A 16,650-nucleotide genomic window follows, 5' to 3' on the forward strand; every position below is an offset into this window, starting at 1 on the left:
CTATGAACGAAAACAAAACAATTTTACGTAATTGTAGGGGTACGTGTATTACATATAGTAAACAGTCGCAATTCTCGAGAAAGGTACTCGCTGGATTTTTCGGAGTATCCACATTTTTACAAAATATTCTTTTACCTGTTCCGGCACCGGAGGATCTTCAAAAAGAAATAGAAAACGTTGTTGCTTATATTGAATCAAGTACGCCTAAACCCATAGGAGAGCATTACACTATTGTAGAGTCATTTGATTATACGGTAGAGGATGGTGATAATATTCATAGCATTGCGCGTGATCTTAAAAAGGAAAACATATGGGTAACACCAAAGCAGATTATTGAATGGAATAATCTGAATGGACCGCGGTATTATCTGGATCCGGGACGAATTATCAAAATCAATAAACTTTCATGGGACAAGCAGATCGTAGAGGCGTCATGGTACGGACCCGGATTTCAAGGGCGTCCCATGGCAAATACGAAGATTTTTGATCAGAATGATATAGTTGCGGCGCATATGCACTTACCTCTTAATATGAAGGTGCGGGTAACTAATTTGGAAAACGGAAAATCTCTCGTCATTCCCATTACTGATCGTGGTAATTTTGAAAAATATAATCGCGGTATTGATCTTTCAAAGCAGGCGGCCAAGGAACTTGGGTATCAGGGTGCCGGCGTAACACAGGTGCTGATAGAACCGTTGCATACGCTGTAGTATATACGGTAGTATATGTGAAGAGCAGAAAGCTGAAATGGGTTTTTGTGTAAAAACAAAAATCGCTTTCAGCTTTTTTGCTGAAATATAGTTCTTTGAAGGAAAGGAAGTACGGAATGGTGAAGGTCCTTGGGATAATGGCAGTGGTTATTATTGCGTATGTGATGTGTGTCGTAGAGGTTGGTGCGCGCGTGAAGGGTATGTTTATAGCAACAACATACCGACAGCAAAAAATTGCTTCTTGGTACGGTCCGGGCTTTTGGGGGAAGCGTACTGCGTGCGGTAATATTTACACAGGCCGGCAATTAACCGCCGCGCATATGGATTTGGGAGATAAATTTCCGTGTGGAACGCGCATACGCGTAACCAATCTGCGTAATGGAAAAAGTGCCGTTCTTACCATCGACGACACGGGAAACTTTGCTCGATATGGGAGAGTTTTGGACGTTTCCTATGCCGCCGCAAAAAAATTGGGCTTTTTAACTCAAGGAACGGCTCCCGTACAAATTAATGTCCTTCCTTAAACTCTTTTGCCTCTTACATTTTAAGGTAAGGGGTTCTTTTTTTACGTGGACTCTGTGGTATAATAGATGCATGAAATTAAAAGAAGGAAAAAAGGCGCCTGCCATAAAACTTCCCGATCAAAACGGGAACATATGCCGTTTAGCGGATTACAAAGGCGTATGGGTGCTTGTTTATTTCTATCCAAAGGATGATACGCCCGGATGTACCGTGCAGGCGTGCGGAATTAGAGACAATTACGCCGCCTTTAAAAAAGCAAAAATTACAGTTTTTGGTATTAGTAAAGACCCCGTAAAAAAACATAAAAAGTTTGAAGAAAAATATAATCTTCCCTTTACGCTCCTTTCAGATGAAGGATTGACTGTTCTTAAGGCGTATGATGTGTGGGGAACAAAAAAATTCATGGGACGTGAGTATATGGGTATTTCCCGTACGTCATTTCTCATAGACCCGGAAGGCAATATTGCGAAAATATATGAAAATGTAAAACCTAATGAGCATGCGGATATGATCCTTAAAGATGTAAAAATGCTTCGGACATAAATCTTTATTTTTAATTTTCAAAAAACATGGGAATCTTTTTTACCGGTAAAAAGAAAATAACACGCGAAGAATTTCGTGATTCACTAAATGCACTTCGTCACGAGAGACTTAACGATTCGGATATTAATGATCTTAAAAATATTTTTAGCGGTTCTCTTAATGAAAAACATGATGATAAGGGAATTGACGGAGATGAGTTGAAAAAAACCATCGAACTGCTGAAAAAGAATAAGGGAACGCATAATCTCTCAAAAGCACAAATAGAAAAAGCTGAAAAAAATCTCAAAAAGCGTCTGTAACTTACGTGTCGCGTAAGAGTGGTTTTAAATTGCCTTTACGGCTCATTTATAATACAATGTCGCCATGAATATAAAAAAGACAGCCGTACTGATAATCGTTTTTATAGCCATTGCGGTAACGGGTGCGTTGGTATTTAGGTCGGAATATCAACCTATCAATGTTCCAGACGAACCCATAATTAGCGAAGAAGACAAGTACGAAGAACTTACATTTCCGGACAATACCCTTGATACGTCGGATTGGGAGATGTACCGCAATGAAGAATTCGGGTTTGAGATTCGGTATCCGAGAGGGTGGAAGATAAATGCACCTTTGATACACCGTGGTACAGCAGTAAGTAGTTTTTCTGAAAGTGGATATGGGGGCGAATTGCGGTTTTTCCCTGATGGTATTCCAAGTTCCGATTACTTGGTATTTATGCGTGTTCGGAATATTTCGCTCGAAAATCAAATTGAGAATGTAGAAAACAGCGAAATGTTTCCAATGGCTGGTGTAAAAGAATATATAAAAGTGAATAACACTGTTGGTATTGAAACAAAAGATTTTGAAGGCCCAGGATTTTATGTGTATGAAAGGTACATTTTAGAAGGGCAAAATAACATAACTTACGAATTTGGTGAACTTAACGAGCCGAACGCAGATAAATATAAATCAGAAATGGAGCAAATGCTCCTTTCGTTCAAACTCATCAAGTAATCCATAGAAATTACTTATTGCAAAAAAATGATAGTATACTATCATCGCAAGGTCGGTTAATTGGTAACCGACCTTGTTCTTTATGTCGCACGCCTTATTTAGATAGAAGTGCATCACGGAACCATTCGCGCCGAACCGGGAGGTGCTGATAGGGGGAGCGCGTTTATTATCGAACTGCCGTTGGAGGGTATTGAGAAAAATAAAAAAGGTGTTATGGTGTAAAGATTATATTCAAGTACATTTTTGATACTATACATGCACTGGAACAAAAAATATATAATTATACTAATCATAGTCACCATTACTTTAGCGGGGACGCTGTTTTTGAAATCGGAAAACGGGCTTATGCCAGAGGATTCAATGGAAGAACCGGTAAATGGAATAATGCCTAAAGACAGAATGGAGAAACCGCCCGCCACTACCCCGGATAGTACATACGAGGAACTTGCATTTCCGGATAACACGCTTGATACGTCAGATTGGGAGACGTATAAGCCAAGCAGTTTTGATAATAATATCGCATTTGAAATAAGATATCCAAGAAACTGGAAAATCCAATCTCATGGGGAAAAACAGGCCGGACCAAATGCAACTATGGTTCTTTACGATAAGAGAATAGGTCACGGAGCCGATAACGGTATCTACATGGTAGTAGAAATAATACCTATTGAGCAATACGTTAGTGAAAGCACGAAATCTTCAGAATATAGAAAAATTAAGGCAGGTACTGTTTATGGGTACGCGCTTTCCGATGAAGCCCAAAAGAACTTTTCAGCATCAAGTGCATTATCAGATGTAATATTTGGAAACACGAAAGGGAATAGGACGTATACGTTTCGTATAATTGGACCAGATCTGAAAAATCCTTCTGATCCCGATTATTATTTAGATGTTCTAGAACAAATCCTTCTCTCTTTCAAGCTTACTCCGTAGATTCCGGAGGATATTGCAAAGAGGGTATTAATTTAGTAAAATATTACGGTCGGTTAATTGGTAACCGACCTTGTTCTTTCACAACTAGAGGAGGGTAAATGTATGAAGATTAGATTGTTCTTGACTGGCACGGTTTTTATCGGTGCGTTTATTGGATCTGTATACGCAGGATCAATTAATCCTGTAAGTTCTCCGACTGGGACGTTTGATGTACCGCAAGATGAGGATTATTCAGGACCATATTGTAGTCAGAGTGGATTTAAACTGGATTACGATCAGTACCATATGCAATGGAATGGTATTATCAGTAAATACCATATGGGCGAAGATTGGAACGGAATGTGTGGTGACGACACGGATGAGGGTTACCCCCTACGAGCAATTGCATTCGGAAAAGTTGTGTATGTGGATGACACGGGCAATTCCACAAAAGGCAAACAGCTTCACATTCGGTATTCTTTTCCGTATGCACTGGCACCGAATGATGTGCAAACATTTGATAGCGTGTATTTACACATTACCGGGATTAATCCGAGTGAAGTTTCTTTTTCCGGATCGGGTACGGGAAGTTTTGTTTCGAAAGGGGATGTTGTCGCATATCTTGGTGGAACTGGTGGGACAGTGGGATGGCCTGCGCATCTTCATTGGGAGGCATTGTGGGATGATAGTATTTCGCTTACCGAAAATACCTACCAAAATCCACTCACGGTGGATCACGCATTAAAATATCGTGCTCCATCGCTGATTGTTGATGATCGGCGCGATATCGTCGGCCATAGCACTCCTGCTCCGGGTAACTGGTATACATTCACCATGCAGGGTAATGCGCCATCATCTACAATGTACATTTGGCATAATGGAGAGCGCAAGAGTTTGAGAAATGCCATTGCGGCTGGATGGATACCGTCAAAGCCCATTCTCCATGAGAGGGATGGAACATGGTACTATTACATTGATGTCGACAATAACTTCTTTGAAAACGGTAAAAGGTATGCCATTAAAACACTTATTTCCGGCCCTGTTTTCTACATCCTTATTCCGGGAAACGGCTTTACGGAAGACCGTGCCCGACTTGATATGCTTCATGCAGTGGAGAATGATAATGGATACGATTCGGTAAAAACGGAGACGTATAGTGTTGATTATAACTGGATGAGTAGTTTTGAGCTTTATCAAATGGAGTTTAAATTATCAAATGGCGATACCGCATATGTATATCAAGCGACAAGCAAGACTAACCCACTAATCCGGTATACCAGCCATTATGACACCAGTAGCAGTACCTATTCCGGATGGGTACCGGTGAATTGGAACCGAATGTACTAATGTGTCTACTTTTTAACCTGTTGTTATATAATCAAATCTTTTAGCTTTCTTGTATTTAGGAAGGCTTTTTATTTTAACGAAGTCCGTATAAAAAAATTTATATAATGGGACATAAGTTTGAGCTTAGGGTGGGAATTCTTTAATCGCATGTCACTGAATGAAGTGTGAAGTAGATTGGATTCTGATTAAAGCAACTAATTCCTCTAATTGTTTCTTAGTAGTATCAGGAGTAGGTAGCGTTTCTTATCGTACAAAAGTTCAAAAACTACTCTGTAAAATTATTGACATATAATATATTTTATATTATAATATGACCATGAAATATCTCACGGTCATATGTTCGGTAGGAATACTTTTTTTCATTTTTTCTTTTGTTTTTACGGCATATGCCGAATCTGCAAGCCTTTCTCATAGGGGAGAACCGGTGGTTTTTAGTGATGTCGGAACACGAAACGAACAAAACGTAACCATGCGGGGAATGGTGCGTCCGGAGGGGAAATCCACCATTGCGTGGTTTGAGTGGGGATTATCTCCCGATAGTCTTCCCAATGCAACGCCCGGCATATCCCTGGACGCGGCTTCTTCGTGGCAGGGTTATTCTTATAATATTACCTCAATTATTATCCCCGTTTATTATCGGTCCGTTGCTTATAATGAAAATGGTATTTCTCGCGGCGGTATAGTAACAACCGACTATGGATATGTACTGTCGGAAGAAAAAGATGAGGTATTTATTCAACCTGATAATAATCCGTGTGTGTGCGATTTTTCCGGCAGTGACATGCCCTTGGAGAAAGTGTCGGAATGGGATATAGAAAAAGATATACGTCTTTCCGGTAATTCCATTATTACGTATGCTATTCACGTTACAAATAAAGGACCAAAAGAACTGCATGATATTGTCATAACAGACACGCTTGCCTTTTCCGTGCCGCCTCCCATACTTTCCATATCGGATAAGGGTGTATATAGCAAAAAAGACAAGACTGTACTATGGACAATAAATCGCATGGAGTCGCATGAAACGCGCATACTAATGTATGTAGTTGCGGTGGATGAACATGAGCCGTACGCCATTCTTGCGGGAGGACAAACAACATTAAAGCAAAACGACACATCGTTTAAGGTGTCTACCTCCACAATAAGTACATCCTCCGGAACATATGAATATATATACGAAGAGCAATCTACAGATTCCGGCATCGCAGGGAAACATATTTTATCCCCACCTTCTCGGAAGGCATCTTTCTTTTCCGGTTTTATCGGGATGGCGATTGGCGGTTTGGGTATTCTTCTTATATTTCTTCTTATTTCTTTGGGAGGAATTATAGCCTATGAAAAACGCTTGAATCGTTTGCGGGCGTAAAGGAGCTAAGGAATACGTAGAATAATAAGGGTTTTTCTTGCGTATATCCCCGCAGTATGGTAGAAAATAAGCATTATGCATGAAATTTTTCTCAGTGCCGAACCTATTTTTTCTGTGGGAACTTTTTCCGTAACAAACGCTCTTATTCTTTCCGTGGTTGTGGTTCTTTTTTTGCTGATTGGCAGTATATTATTACAGAGGCGTATACGGCTTGTTCCGGGCGGATTTCAAAGCGTGGCGGAGATTGTTTACGAAGAGGGACTTTTTTTAATGGACTCCGTTTTGGGTGAGCGCCGTAAATCCGAAAAATATCTTCCGTTTGTTGCCACGATATTTCTTTTTATTCTTTTTTCCAACTGGTTTGGTATTTTGCCCGGCGTTGGTTCTATCGGGTTTTATGAAGAGGTCGCTTTGCATGGGGAGCATCATATGACATTTACTCCTTTATTACGCGCACCTTCCAGCGATCTTAATTTTACTCTTGCGCTTGCCATACTTACCGTTGTTATGGTGAATGTTTTTGGTATAGCGGCTATAGGAGTAAAAGCGCATATCGGAAAGTTCCTTAACTTTAAAAGCCCCATAGGTTTTTTTATAGGGATACTTGAACTTATTTCAGAAATTGCTAGAATGATATCGTTTGCGTTTCGTCTTTTCGGAAACGTTTTTGCAGGCGAGGTATTGCTTGTCGTAATTGCTTTTTTAGTACCGCTTATAGCTCCGGTACCCTTTTTCTTTCTTGAAATTTTTGTGGGTTTTATTCAGGCGTTTGTATTTGCAATGCTTGCCTTGGTTTTTATTTCCATGGCGACGATAGAGCATCATTAGAACTTTCTCATGTGTCTTACTGTAAAGTCACATGAGTGAGTTTTAAAGGGTCGAAGATGCGAGAGTGATGAAATAACTATTAAATTAATATATAATCCTATGGAAACAGAAGTAATTAAATTATGGGCAACAATGGGAGCTATTGCTGTTGGGGCAATTGCACCGGCTATTGCTATTGGATGGATTGGTGCTAAGGGAGTCGAGGCTATTGGACGCAATCCGGAAGCAGCCCCCAAAGTGCAGACGGCAATGATTCTGGCAATCGCTTTTGCCGAAGCTATCGCAATTTATGCATTGGTAGTTGCTCTTATCATCAAATTCGTATAATAAGGACTTCATGGAAGAATTTGTAAGACAATTTGGCATAGATGGCCGCTTTCTGTTAAGTCAGGTGGTAAACTTTGCTATTGTTCTTGCGGCACTGCGGTTTTTTGCCTTTAAGCCCCTGGCTCATATTCTTAAATCACGGCGGGAGCGTATTGAAGAAGGGCTTGCAAAAGCGGATGCCGCCGATAAGCGTATGGAGGATGTACAGCAGATGGCCAAGAATAAATTGCGGAAGGCTGAACAAGAGGCAATGGAGGTTCTACGTGCTGTTGATGTTCGCGCAAAAGAAACAGAGGAAGCTCTTTTGGAATCTTCTCGTAAAAAGGGAGAGGTACTTCTTCGCGAAGCTGTTCAATCTATAGAAGCCGAACGTCAAAAAACGCGGGGGGAAGTAGAAAAAGAGGCGCGTACGCTGGTGCGTGATGCTGTACTTGCCGTCGCGGACATATCTCCGGATAGTATTGACGAGGCGCTTATTGGAAAAGCGCTTCAGCGCATAAAATAAGCATGAAATACGCCCCCGTATTATACGCACGCGCATTTGCATCTGCCATGGAGGAATATCCGAAAATGGCGCATGATCTTGTTAAAAATATGCTTACCGTACTTAAGCGTACGGGAGATATTTCTCATGCGGAACGTATTATATACGCTATCGAGCGCGAACTTACACGAAAAAACGGCGGACATGTTATTACGGTACAGACAGCGCGAACCGTATCCGACATTCTACAAAAGAAAATTACCGAATCATTTACAAAAGAAGATATAATAAAAGAGCAGATACGTCCTGAGTTGGGGGCGGGTATACGTGTTGTTGTGGATGATGAGAGAGAATACAATGCTTCACTGCAGTATAAATTAAAACGACTATTAGGCGTCTAGTGTTATAGACTCTGTATCTAAAATCTAAACAATGAGCTACGAAATTGTAGAAAAATTAAAAAAAGAGATAGCGGGTTTTACCGATTCTGCCGAATGGCGGGATGTGGGTTCTGTTATTGAAGTTGCGGACGGTATTGCAAAAGTATCGGGGCTTCGGAATGTAATGAGTCAGGAGCTTCTCGTAATTGAAACACGGCAGGGAGAATGTTCTGCTCTTGCTCTTAATTTGGAGGAAGAAACAATTGGTGTATTGGTGCTCGGCGGGTATGAATCCATCGAGGCGGGAAATACTGTTCGCAGTACCGGAAACGTACTTTCCTTGGATGTTGGTCCGGATATTGTGGGGCGTGTAATTGATCCTCTGGGTCGTCCTCTTGATGGGGCCGGACCGCTATATAAAGAGGGGAGCAATAAAAAGCGCCAATTGTTGGAGGAGAACGCACCCTCTGTTATTGATCGTGAGTCGGTTAATGTTCCGCTTCACACGGGTATAAAAGCTATCGACAGCATGATTCCTATCGGGCGCGGACAGCGCGAGCTTATTATTGGAGATCGGCAGACGGGGAAAACAGCTATTGCTCTTGATGTTATTATCAACCAGAAAAAAGAGGGCGGCGAGCCACCTGTTTGTATCTACGTTGCTATCGGACAAAAGGAATCTAAAATTGCCCGTACTATTGAAACATTGAAAAAACATGGCGCTATGGATTATACGGTTGTTGTTTCCGCGCCGGCGGCATCTGGTGCGGCGCATTGGTATCTGGCACCTTTTGCGGGCGCGGCAGTGGGAGAATATTTTCGTGATAGCGGCAAGGATGCGGTAATCATCTATGACGATCTTTCCAAACATGCATCCGCTTATCGTCAAATAGCACTTTTACTGCGCCGTCCGCCCGGACGAGAAGCATATCCGGGAGATATTTTTTATCTGCATTCCCGCTTATTGGAGCGTGCCGCGAAACTATCAAAAGAAAAAGGCGGCGGATCTCTTACCGCCCTTCCTATTATTGAAACACAACTTGGCGATGTTACCGCCTATGTGCCCACAAACGTAATTTCCATTACAGACGGACAAATTTATTTGGAATCCGATTTGTTTAATAAAGGCATGCGTCCGGCTATTAATGCGGGTCTTTCCGTTTCGCGCGTGGGTTCGGCGGCACAAACAAAAGCCATAAAAAAAGTAGCAGGGAAATTGCGTCTTACACTTGCACAATTCCGGGAATTGCAGTCGTTCGTACAGTTTGCGTCTGATGTAGATGAACAGACACGTTCCCGTATTCAAGAGGGGCGTATTATGACGGAACTTTTGAAGCAATCCGACTTATCTCCCGTTCCGTTTGAATATCAGGCCGTTTTGTTTTTTGCCGCTATAAATGGTTATCTTGCAAAACTTGATCCCGATATTATCCCGGCGTTTGAAAAAGCATTTATGGAGCACATGGAAAGATTGCATGAAAAAGATATCTTGATACCGATTCGAGAAAAGAAAACGATTGATGAAGAATTGGAAAAAACATTGAGGGATATTATTCAAACGTTCGTAGAGGGTTACAAAAACTAATTTTAAACTGTGGAATCCCTGCAAAACATAAAACGTCGTCTCAAGACCGTAAAAAACATCGGCCAGATAACAAAGGCCATGGAACTTGTTGCGGCGACAAAAATGCGCAAGAGTCAGGATGTGGCGCTTGCATCTCGCCCGTATGTATATACTGTTCTTGAACTCCTTGCCCAACTTTCGCGCGTAGAGATGCCCTATACGCCTCCCTTGCTGAAGGAGCGGGTAATAAAACGTACCGCCGTTGTTGTAATTGCGTCCGATAAGGGGCTCACGGGATCTTTTAATAGTGCCGTGTTTCGTGCTTGTGAAAAATACATGGAAACTAAGCATACGAATGTATCCTCGGTGTATATTGCCGTAGGGACCAAGTCCGCTCAATTTCTTCAAAGAAAGGGTTACCCGACGGAGGCATCATTTACGCAATATGGTGATATTACTACGGTAGAAGGAGTGCGTCCTCTTGCCACCATGCTTTTAAACGGATATCTTTCTCATAAATGGGATTCTGTTGTTATTCTTTCCACTAATTTTAAAAGTGCCCTTTCACAGAATGTTGTAACACGAGAAGTGTTTCCGATAACGTTTGAGAGTTTGGAAAAAACAGCCCGGGAGATTATTCCCGTAACAAAACGTTTTACGGAAGAATTTAATGAAAAAGGATTTTCTTTTTTTGCGCAAGATGAACGCACGGCAAAGGATCAGGAGTATATTATTGAGCCGTCTCCCGAAAAGGCACTCGAAACATTAATTCCTCATCTTGTCATGATGCAGATATACCACACTATACTGGAAGCAAATGCATCAGAGCATGCATCCCGCCGGATGGCGATGAAGAACGCCTCGGATAATGCAAATGATATTTTGGATACGCTTTCCATTGAATATAATAAATCCCGTCAAGCAGGTATTACAAGAGAACTCACCGAAATTACGGCGGGAGCGGAAGCGCTATAATTATGCATATCATAATATAGTGTCAGAAACTCGAACAGATAATATGCTAACAGAAAAAATATGAAAGGAGAAATAAGTCAAATCATCGGTCCCGTGGTGGACGTGCGTTTTCCAAAGGATGCCATGCCGGCATTGTTCAACGCGCTCACCGTTAAAAATGAAGACAAGGTTATTACACTCGAGACAGTAAAGCATTTGGAGCCCGGATATGTGCGAGCAGTCTCGCTTGCATCAACGGACGGGCTTCGGCGCGGTATGGATGTTACTGATACGGGTGAACAGATTAAAGTTCCGGTGGGGGAAGATGTGTTGGGAAATATATTTGATGTGTTGGGAAATACGCTTAATGTCGAGAAAAAAGATTTTAAAAAATATTGGCCCATTCATCGCGCCTCTCCTCCGCTTACGGAACAGTCCATAAAAACAGAAATCTTTGAAACAGGTATCAAGGTTATTGATCTTATGGCACCTATTATTAAAGGAGGGAAGGTAGGCCTTATTGGCGGTGCTGGTGTGGGGAAAACAGTGCTTTTGCAGGAGCTAATTCGTAACGTGGCAGAGGAATCGGGGGGTGCTTCGGTTTTTGCCGGCGTAGGAGAACGATCACGGGAAGGAAACGACCTTTATAATGAAATGAAGGAATCCGGTGTTATTGATAAAACGGCACTTGTATTTGGGCAGATGAATGAAGTGCCGGGGGCGCGTCTTCGGGTGGCTCTTTCCGCACTTACGATGGCGGAGTATTTTCGTGATGAAGAAAAAAAGAATGTTCTCTTATTTATCGACAATATCTTCCGCTTCTCACAGGCGGGGCTTGAAGTTTCTACGCTTTTGGGGCGCATGCCGTCAGCTGTCGGATATCAACCGACGCTTGCTACAGAAATGGGAGAATTGCAGGAGCGTATTGCAAGTACTAAAGACGGATCCATTACATCCGTACAGGCAATTTATGTGCCGGCCGATGATATTACGGACCCGGCGCCGGCGGCGACGTTTAGTCATCTTGATTCCACCCTTGTTCTTAACAGGGCTCTTACCGAAATTGGTATTTATCCGGCGGTAGATCCTCTTGCTTCCACATCCACGGCACTCACTCCCGCCATCGTGGGCGAGGAACATTATAATGTAGCACGGGGCGTACAGCAAACACTTCAGCGATACAAAGAGCTCCAGGACATTATCGCCATTTTAGGTATTGAAGAACTTTCCGAGGAAGATAAAAAAACAGTAGATCGAGCACGTAAAATTCAAAATTTCCTCTCCCAGCCGTTTTTCGTTGCGGAAATATTTACCGGTTCCGCCGGACAGTTTGTATCGCGCGAGCAAACCATTAAAGATTTCAAAGATATTTTGGATGGCGTGCATGATGATAAGCCGGAGCAGGAATTTTATATGAAAGGCGCATTAGAAAACTAAATACTACTATGAAGCTCCGCATATACTCGCTTAAAAATGTGCTGTATCAGGGAGACGCCGTTTCTCTTAACTGCTCTACCGTCAGTGGCGATATTACCGTTTTAGATAATCACCGGCCGCTTATTTCGGTTCTAACAGGAAGCACGATGTCTATCAAGAATACGGATGGCACCGATAATTACATCCCTATCCGCTCTGGTTTCTTGGAAGTAAAAGGCACTAACGAAGTAAGGGTCTTAGTGGAAGAGGATCCGAAACCGGAGCATTAGTTCTGTGTAAGTGAAAAAGGAGTCTTTGAACGGTAAAACTCAAATCAGTATGCCATTGTTAGTGGTATGCTTTTTATTTACCATCCTCTCCATGTTATACTCCACAACATATCCGCTAAGTCATACACCCTAACATCTAAGAATTATTCTATGGCTGATATTCATACAGATTATCTTATTATTGGTGGCGGTATTGCCGGTACTACGGCGGCCGAAACTATTCGTGAGCATGATGGGGAGGGTCTTATTGCTATCCTTACGAAAGAGGACCAAGTGCTTTATTCGCGCGTAATGCTTCCGGAGTACATCGAAGGACGCATTCATCGTGAAAACGTTTTTCTCCGAACAGCGGAAGATTATGCGAAAAATCGTATAAATCTTTTTGTGAGTGACGAGGCTATTGTTATTGATGTGGTGCGTAAAATAGTGGAAACGCAAAAAGGGAAGATTATTTATTTTAAAAAACTTCTACTGGCAAGTGGCGGTACCCCAAAGCCATGGCATGTTCCGGGGAGCGATTCTTTGCCAATAATTCGTTTTCAGACTATAAATGATGCCGATGCATTTCGAAAACAGATATCCTATGCGCCCTTAAAGGAGGCGGTTGTTGTGGGCGGCGGGTTTATAGGGCTTGAATATATTAACACTCTTTTGCCTCACGGATTTACCGTACACTGTTTTTTACAGGAAAGCGGATATTGGCACCCTTATATGGACGAAACAGGCTCGCAGTTTATCGAGCGTTATTTGATGGAACGTGGAGTTATATTTCATCATGAACGTGAAATCATATCGCTTGCCGGGAATGAAGACGGGACTATAAACGTACAAGCGCGTGGAGAGCAGGCATTTATTACCGGACTTGTTGCCGTAGGAATTGGTATTATGCGCGACCTTACATTATTCACCGGTTTGGGCATTGAAGTTAATCGCGGTATAAAAACAAACAGCTATCTTGAAGCGTCGGTGCCGGATATCTGGGTAGCCGGGGATATTGCCGAGTACTACGACGGTATTCTTGAAAAGTATATGCTTATTGGAAATTGGAATAATGCATTTATGCAAGGATATGTAGCGGGTATAAATATGGCGGCATCTCTTACGGGTACGGAGAAGAAAAAAGAATTTCGGCACGTGGCATCTTACGCTATTGATATTCAAAAAATGCATGTGACATTTTTGGGTGATATTGATGATGAAGCGCATGAAAAAGAGATTATTACGCGAACAGACGACAAAACATACTATGAACGGTTTTTTATAAAGAATGATTTTTTGACAGGAGCGATTATGATAAATAAATTTGAAGATAAAACGGTTCTCGAACGCCTTATCCGGGATAAGGTATCCGTAACGCCCTACCGTCCGTACCTTACAAATCCGCGCGCATCGCTCAAGGAAAGTATCGGTTAATATATAATAGTATGATCGGAAAGCCACTACATTATGTTTTTTTCTTGACGGTTATCCCGGGTATAGGCGCTTTTATGGCGTTTAGTTTTTGGAATAATATAGACGCGGTACCCGCCAGCACATATTATGCGAAGGAAGTGGCAGATCCCTTAACGGCACAGTTGTCAGTTTCCGAACAAAAAGATTCACTACCGCCAAAACCTCCGCCGCCAAAACATCTGCACACCCCCGTACCGCTTAAGGGAGTTTATATGACAAGTTGGGTTGCCGGCACGCCGTCGTTTCGGGATACACTCATAACATTCATGCGAACATCTGAAATTAACGCGGTTGTTATCGATGTAAAAGATTATAGCGGGCAAATTTCGTTTGATACGGATGACGATTTGATTAATGAATTGGGATCGGAAGATATTCGTGTGCCGGACATGAAAAATCTTATTGATCGCCTGCATGCAGAGGGTGTGTATGTCATAGCTCGCATTAGCGTATTTCAGGACCCCATTTTTTCAGCCGCATATCCTCATCTGGCGGTTCAGACAAAAGCAGGTGAAATATGGAAAGATCGAAAGGGGCTTTCATGGGTGGATCCGGCATCAACCGAAATGTGGAATTACATAGCGCGCGTTGCCGAAGCTACGGAACAGGTTGGGTTTGATGAACTTAACTTTGATTATATTCGGTTTCCGTCGGATGGAAACATGCAGGATATTTCATTTCCCGTATGGGATGAGGTGACGCCGCGATCGGATATTCTGGAGACATTTTTTGCTTACATGGACAAACGTCTTGAACACTTAGGCATACCTATCTCGCTTGATATATTTGGCATGACGACGGTGAATTATGATGATTTGAATATTGGGCAAGTGCTAGAAAAAGCGGCTCCGCATGCGGATTATATATCTCCCATGGTATATCCTTCGCATTATCCCACCGGCTTTCAGGGTTTAGTAAACCCGGCAGATCATCCATATGCGGTTATTAATGATGCTATGGCACAGGCCTCCCATAGATTACGTCTTATAGGGGAAGATCCTAAAAAACTACGTCCGTGGCTACAGGATTTTGATTTGGGAGCCATATACACAGAAGACATGATTCTTCAGCAAAAACAGGCCGTATATGATGCCGGCCTCGATTCGTGGATATTTTGGGATCCACGGAATATATACACCAAAGAAGCCTTTCGTTAAGCGAACTTCCATATTTGGCGCATTTCTTCGTTACAAGCAAAAGTTCTTATTCACGGTATGCCCGATACCGCTCATTTCAAACTTTCACTTGTGCCTCGAACTGCACTCAAATCTGGAAGTTCTTACCGACGTGTTCTAATGATGATACAATGCAACCGGTAGTTTTTTATTGTTAATTCACAAGCATGGAGTTAATAATAAAATTGAGTTATGTCCTTAAATGTACGGATGTGCCACAGTCCACGACCGGACTTAAAGTTGGTCTGAACACTCCCGGCACATAAGCTTAATCTGTACGAAAGATAATTTTTTTAGCTAAGCTTGCTAAAGATGAAATACTGGGGTGGGATCTTGGTATAGGACGAACTCCCAAAAAACCGCCGTTAGGCGATTTTTGGTTTCAAAAGAATCCTTGCATTAATGCAAGGATTCTTTTGATTTGCATACTACCGCATACATACGGCATAATGTATATATGATTTATGACGTTATAATAATTGGTGGAGGGCCGGCAGCAATAGCAGCCGCTGTATATACGGCTCGAAAAAAACTAAAAACACTCCTTATAACAGAATCTTTCGGTGGACAATCCATTGTTTCTGCCGAAATTTATAACTGGATTGGCACAAAAACGATTTCCGGCATCCAGCTAGCAAAGAATTTGGAGGATCATGTGCGTAATTTTCCGGACGATGTAACTATTACCATGCCGGAACTTGCTACGGGCATTGTAAAAGAAGGCGGTGTCTTTACCGTTACAACCGATAAAGATGGATCTTATCAAGCAAAAACAATTGTTGTCGCATCAGGGGCTGCAAGAAAAAAACTAGGTATTCCCGGCGAAAAAGAATTTGACGGCAAAGGCGTGGTATATTGCTCTACGTGTGACGCCCCCATTTTTAGCGGCCAAGACGTAGCGGTAGTGGGTGGCGGAAACGCAGGATTGGAGGCGGTTGTCGATCTTCTTCCGTACGCTAAAACGATTTACCTGCTTGAATATTCCGATTCGGTAAAGGGAGACCCTTCAACGCAGGAAAAAATAGCTCAGAAAGACAATGTGATGTTGCTCTTAAACGCAGAGACAAAAAAAGTGACGGGAGAGCAGTTTGTAACGGGTCTCGTGTATCACGATACAAAAAGCGGCGAAGAAAAAACACTTTCGGTAGGTGGAGTATTTGTAGAGGTAGGATCCGTCCCTAATTCTGGTTTCGTGAAAGATTTGGTAGAATTGAACGAGCATGGTGAAATTGTTATCGACCACAAAACGGCGGGAACGTCCCTGCCGGGCATCTATGCGGCGGGAGATGTGACGGATGAGATGTATAAACAAAACAATATTTCAGCCGGAGACGGCGTAAAGGCGGCACTTTCAGCTTATCAGTACATTTTAAACAATACATAA

Annotated in this window: 19 protein-coding genes; all 19 read left to right on the forward strand. The window is 42.2% G+C overall.

Going from position 1 to position 16,650, the window contains the following annotated elements:
* The first annotated feature begins 2 nt into the window (after positions 1-2).
* The 19 genes from COU90_03185 to COU90_03275 all read left to right on the forward strand — a co-directional run bounded on the left by COU90_03185 (position 3) and on the right by COU90_03275 (position 16,650).
* Entirely contained in the window at positions 3-710 is a 708-nt protein-coding gene (locus tag COU90_03185) for a hypothetical protein (protein PJE64425.1), read from the forward strand.
* 116 nt (positions 711-826) lie between these two features.
* Entirely contained in the window at positions 827-1,234 is a 408-nt protein-coding gene (locus COU90_03190; protein PJE64426.1) for a hypothetical protein, read from the forward strand.
* A gap of 70 nt (positions 1,235-1,304) precedes the next feature.
* Positions 1,305-1,775: a thioredoxin-dependent thiol peroxidase gene (locus tag COU90_03195; GenBank protein ID PJE64427.1), complete on the forward strand. Its 471-nt coding sequence runs from the start codon at positions 1,305-1,307 to the stop codon at positions 1,773-1,775.
* Between the two features lie 26 nt (positions 1,776-1,801).
* Entirely contained in the window at positions 1,802-2,074 is a 273-nt protein-coding gene (locus tag COU90_03200; protein ID PJE64428.1) for a hypothetical protein, read from the forward strand.
* Positions 2,075-2,138: 64 nt separating this feature from the next.
* The gene (locus COU90_03205) at positions 2,139-2,771 is read left to right on the forward strand and encodes a hypothetical protein (GenBank protein PJE64429.1); all 633 of its coding nucleotides are present in this window, start codon (positions 2,139-2,141) and stop codon (positions 2,769-2,771) included.
* Between the two features lie 255 nt (positions 2,772-3,026).
* Positions 3,027-3,704: a hypothetical protein gene (locus COU90_03210; GenBank protein PJE64430.1), complete on the forward strand. Its 678-nt coding sequence runs from the start codon at positions 3,027-3,029 to the stop codon at positions 3,702-3,704.
* Between the two features lie 120 nt (positions 3,705-3,824).
* Positions 3,825-5,030, forward strand: a complete 1,206-nt coding sequence (locus COU90_03215) for a hypothetical protein (GenBank protein PJE64431.1) — start codon at positions 3,825-3,827, stop codon at positions 5,028-5,030.
* Positions 5,031-5,346: 316 nt separating this feature from the next.
* Positions 5,347-6,396, forward strand: coding sequence for a hypothetical protein (locus COU90_03220; GenBank protein PJE64432.1), 1,050 nt, complete (start codon positions 5,347-5,349; stop codon positions 6,394-6,396).
* Positions 6,397-6,471: 75 nt separating this feature from the next.
* Positions 6,472-7,224: an ATP synthase F0 subunit A gene (gene atpB, locus COU90_03225; protein PJE64433.1), complete on the forward strand. Its 753-nt coding sequence runs from the start codon at positions 6,472-6,474 to the stop codon at positions 7,222-7,224.
* A 99-nt stretch (positions 7,225-7,323) separates the two neighbouring features.
* Entirely contained in the window at positions 7,324-7,551 is a 228-nt protein-coding gene (gene atpE / locus COU90_03230; protein PJE64434.1) for an ATP synthase F0 subunit C, read from the forward strand.
* A gap of 10 nt (positions 7,552-7,561) precedes the next feature.
* Positions 7,562-8,056, forward strand: a complete 495-nt coding sequence (locus COU90_03235; protein PJE64435.1) for a hypothetical protein — start codon at positions 7,562-7,564, stop codon at positions 8,054-8,056.
* A gap of 2 nt (positions 8,057-8,058) precedes the next feature.
* A complete protein-coding gene (locus COU90_03240; GenBank protein PJE64436.1) occupies positions 8,059-8,436 on the forward strand; it encodes a hypothetical protein in 378 nt (125 codons plus the stop codon).
* 31 nt (positions 8,437-8,467) lie between these two features.
* Positions 8,468-10,000 carry a F0F1 ATP synthase subunit alpha gene (atpA, locus tag COU90_03245; protein ID PJE64437.1) on the forward strand — a complete coding sequence of 511 codons (1,533 nt, stop codon included), beginning with the start codon at positions 8,468-8,470 and terminating at the stop codon, positions 9,998-10,000.
* A gap of 9 nt (positions 10,001-10,009) precedes the next feature.
* Positions 10,010-10,954 (forward strand): ATP synthase F1 subunit gamma, encoded by a 945-nt coding sequence (gene atpG, locus COU90_03250; GenBank protein PJE64438.1) that lies wholly within the window; start codon positions 10,010-10,012, stop codon positions 10,952-10,954.
* A 60-nt stretch (positions 10,955-11,014) separates the two neighbouring features.
* Positions 11,015-12,370, forward strand: coding sequence for a F0F1 ATP synthase subunit beta (atpD, locus tag COU90_03255; protein ID PJE64439.1), 1,356 nt, complete (start codon positions 11,015-11,017; stop codon positions 12,368-12,370).
* Positions 12,371-12,378: 8 nt separating this feature from the next.
* The gene (locus COU90_03260) at positions 12,379-12,639 is read left to right on the forward strand and encodes a hypothetical protein (protein ID PJE64440.1); all 261 of its coding nucleotides are present in this window, start codon (positions 12,379-12,381) and stop codon (positions 12,637-12,639) included.
* Positions 12,640-12,705: 66 nt separating this feature from the next.
* Entirely contained in the window at positions 12,706-14,052 is a 1,347-nt protein-coding gene (locus COU90_03265; protein PJE64441.1) for a hypothetical protein, read from the forward strand.
* An 11-nt stretch (positions 14,053-14,063) separates the two neighbouring features.
* Positions 14,064-15,248 carry a GTP-binding protein gene (locus tag COU90_03270; GenBank protein PJE64442.1) on the forward strand — a complete coding sequence of 395 codons (1,185 nt, stop codon included), beginning with the start codon at positions 14,064-14,066 and terminating at the stop codon, positions 15,246-15,248.
* A 475-nt stretch (positions 15,249-15,723) separates the two neighbouring features.
* Positions 15,724-16,650, forward strand: coding sequence for a pyridine nucleotide-disulfide oxidoreductase (locus COU90_03275; protein ID PJE64443.1), 927 nt, complete (start codon positions 15,724-15,726; stop codon positions 16,648-16,650).

Source organism: Candidatus Ryanbacteria bacterium CG10_big_fil_rev_8_21_14_0_10_43_42, assembly GCA_002793915.1.
GTDB lineage: Bacteria > Patescibacteriota > Minisyncoccia > Ryanbacterales > 2-02-FULL-48-12 > 1-14-0-10-43-42.

Excerpts from the sequence above, each read along its gene's own strand:
- COU90_03220 (PJE64432.1), top strand. The coding sequence starts at position 5,347 with ATGAAATATCTCACGGTCATATGTTCGGTAGGAATACTTTTTTTCATT.
- COU90_03205 (PJE64429.1), top strand. The coding sequence starts at position 2,139 with ATGAATATAAAAAAGACAGCCGTACTGATAATCGTTTTTATAGCCATT.
- atpB (PJE64433.1), top strand. The coding sequence starts at position 6,472 with ATGCATGAAATTTTTCTCAGTGCCGAACCTATTTTTTCTGTGGGAACT.
- COU90_03270 (PJE64442.1), top strand. The coding sequence starts at position 14,064 with ATGATCGGAAAGCCACTACATTATGTTTTTTTCTTGACGGTTATCCCG.
- COU90_03200 (PJE64428.1), top strand. The coding sequence starts at position 1,802 with ATGGGAATCTTTTTTACCGGTAAAAAGAAAATAACACGCGAAGAATTT.
- COU90_03265 (PJE64441.1), top strand. The coding sequence starts at position 12,706 with ATGCTTTTTATTTACCATCCTCTCCATGTTATACTCCACAACATATCC.
- atpD (PJE64439.1), top strand. The coding sequence starts at position 11,015 with ATGAAAGGAGAAATAAGTCAAATCATCGGTCCCGTGGTGGACGTGCGT.
- COU90_03260 (PJE64440.1), top strand. The coding sequence starts at position 12,379 with ATGAAGCTCCGCATATACTCGCTTAAAAATGTGCTGTATCAGGGAGAC.
- COU90_03240 (PJE64436.1), top strand. The coding sequence starts at position 8,059 with ATGAAATACGCCCCCGTATTATACGCACGCGCATTTGCATCTGCCATG.
- COU90_03195 (PJE64427.1), top strand. The coding sequence starts at position 1,305 with ATGAAATTAAAAGAAGGAAAAAAGGCGCCTGCCATAAAACTTCCCGAT.
- COU90_03190 (PJE64426.1), top strand. The coding sequence starts at position 827 with ATGGTGAAGGTCCTTGGGATAATGGCAGTGGTTATTATTGCGTATGTG.
- atpE (PJE64434.1), top strand. The coding sequence starts at position 7,324 with ATGGAAACAGAAGTAATTAAATTATGGGCAACAATGGGAGCTATTGCT.
- COU90_03210 (PJE64430.1), top strand. The coding sequence starts at position 3,027 with ATGCACTGGAACAAAAAATATATAATTATACTAATCATAGTCACCATT.
- atpA (PJE64437.1), top strand. The coding sequence starts at position 8,468 with ATGAGCTACGAAATTGTAGAAAAATTAAAAAAAGAGATAGCGGGTTTT.
- COU90_03235 (PJE64435.1), top strand. The coding sequence starts at position 7,562 with ATGGAAGAATTTGTAAGACAATTTGGCATAGATGGCCGCTTTCTGTTA.
- COU90_03185 (PJE64425.1), top strand. The coding sequence starts at position 3 with ATGAACGAAAACAAAACAATTTTACGTAATTGTAGGGGTACGTGTATT.
- COU90_03275 (PJE64443.1), top strand. The coding sequence starts at position 15,724 with ATGATTTATGACGTTATAATAATTGGTGGAGGGCCGGCAGCAATAGCA.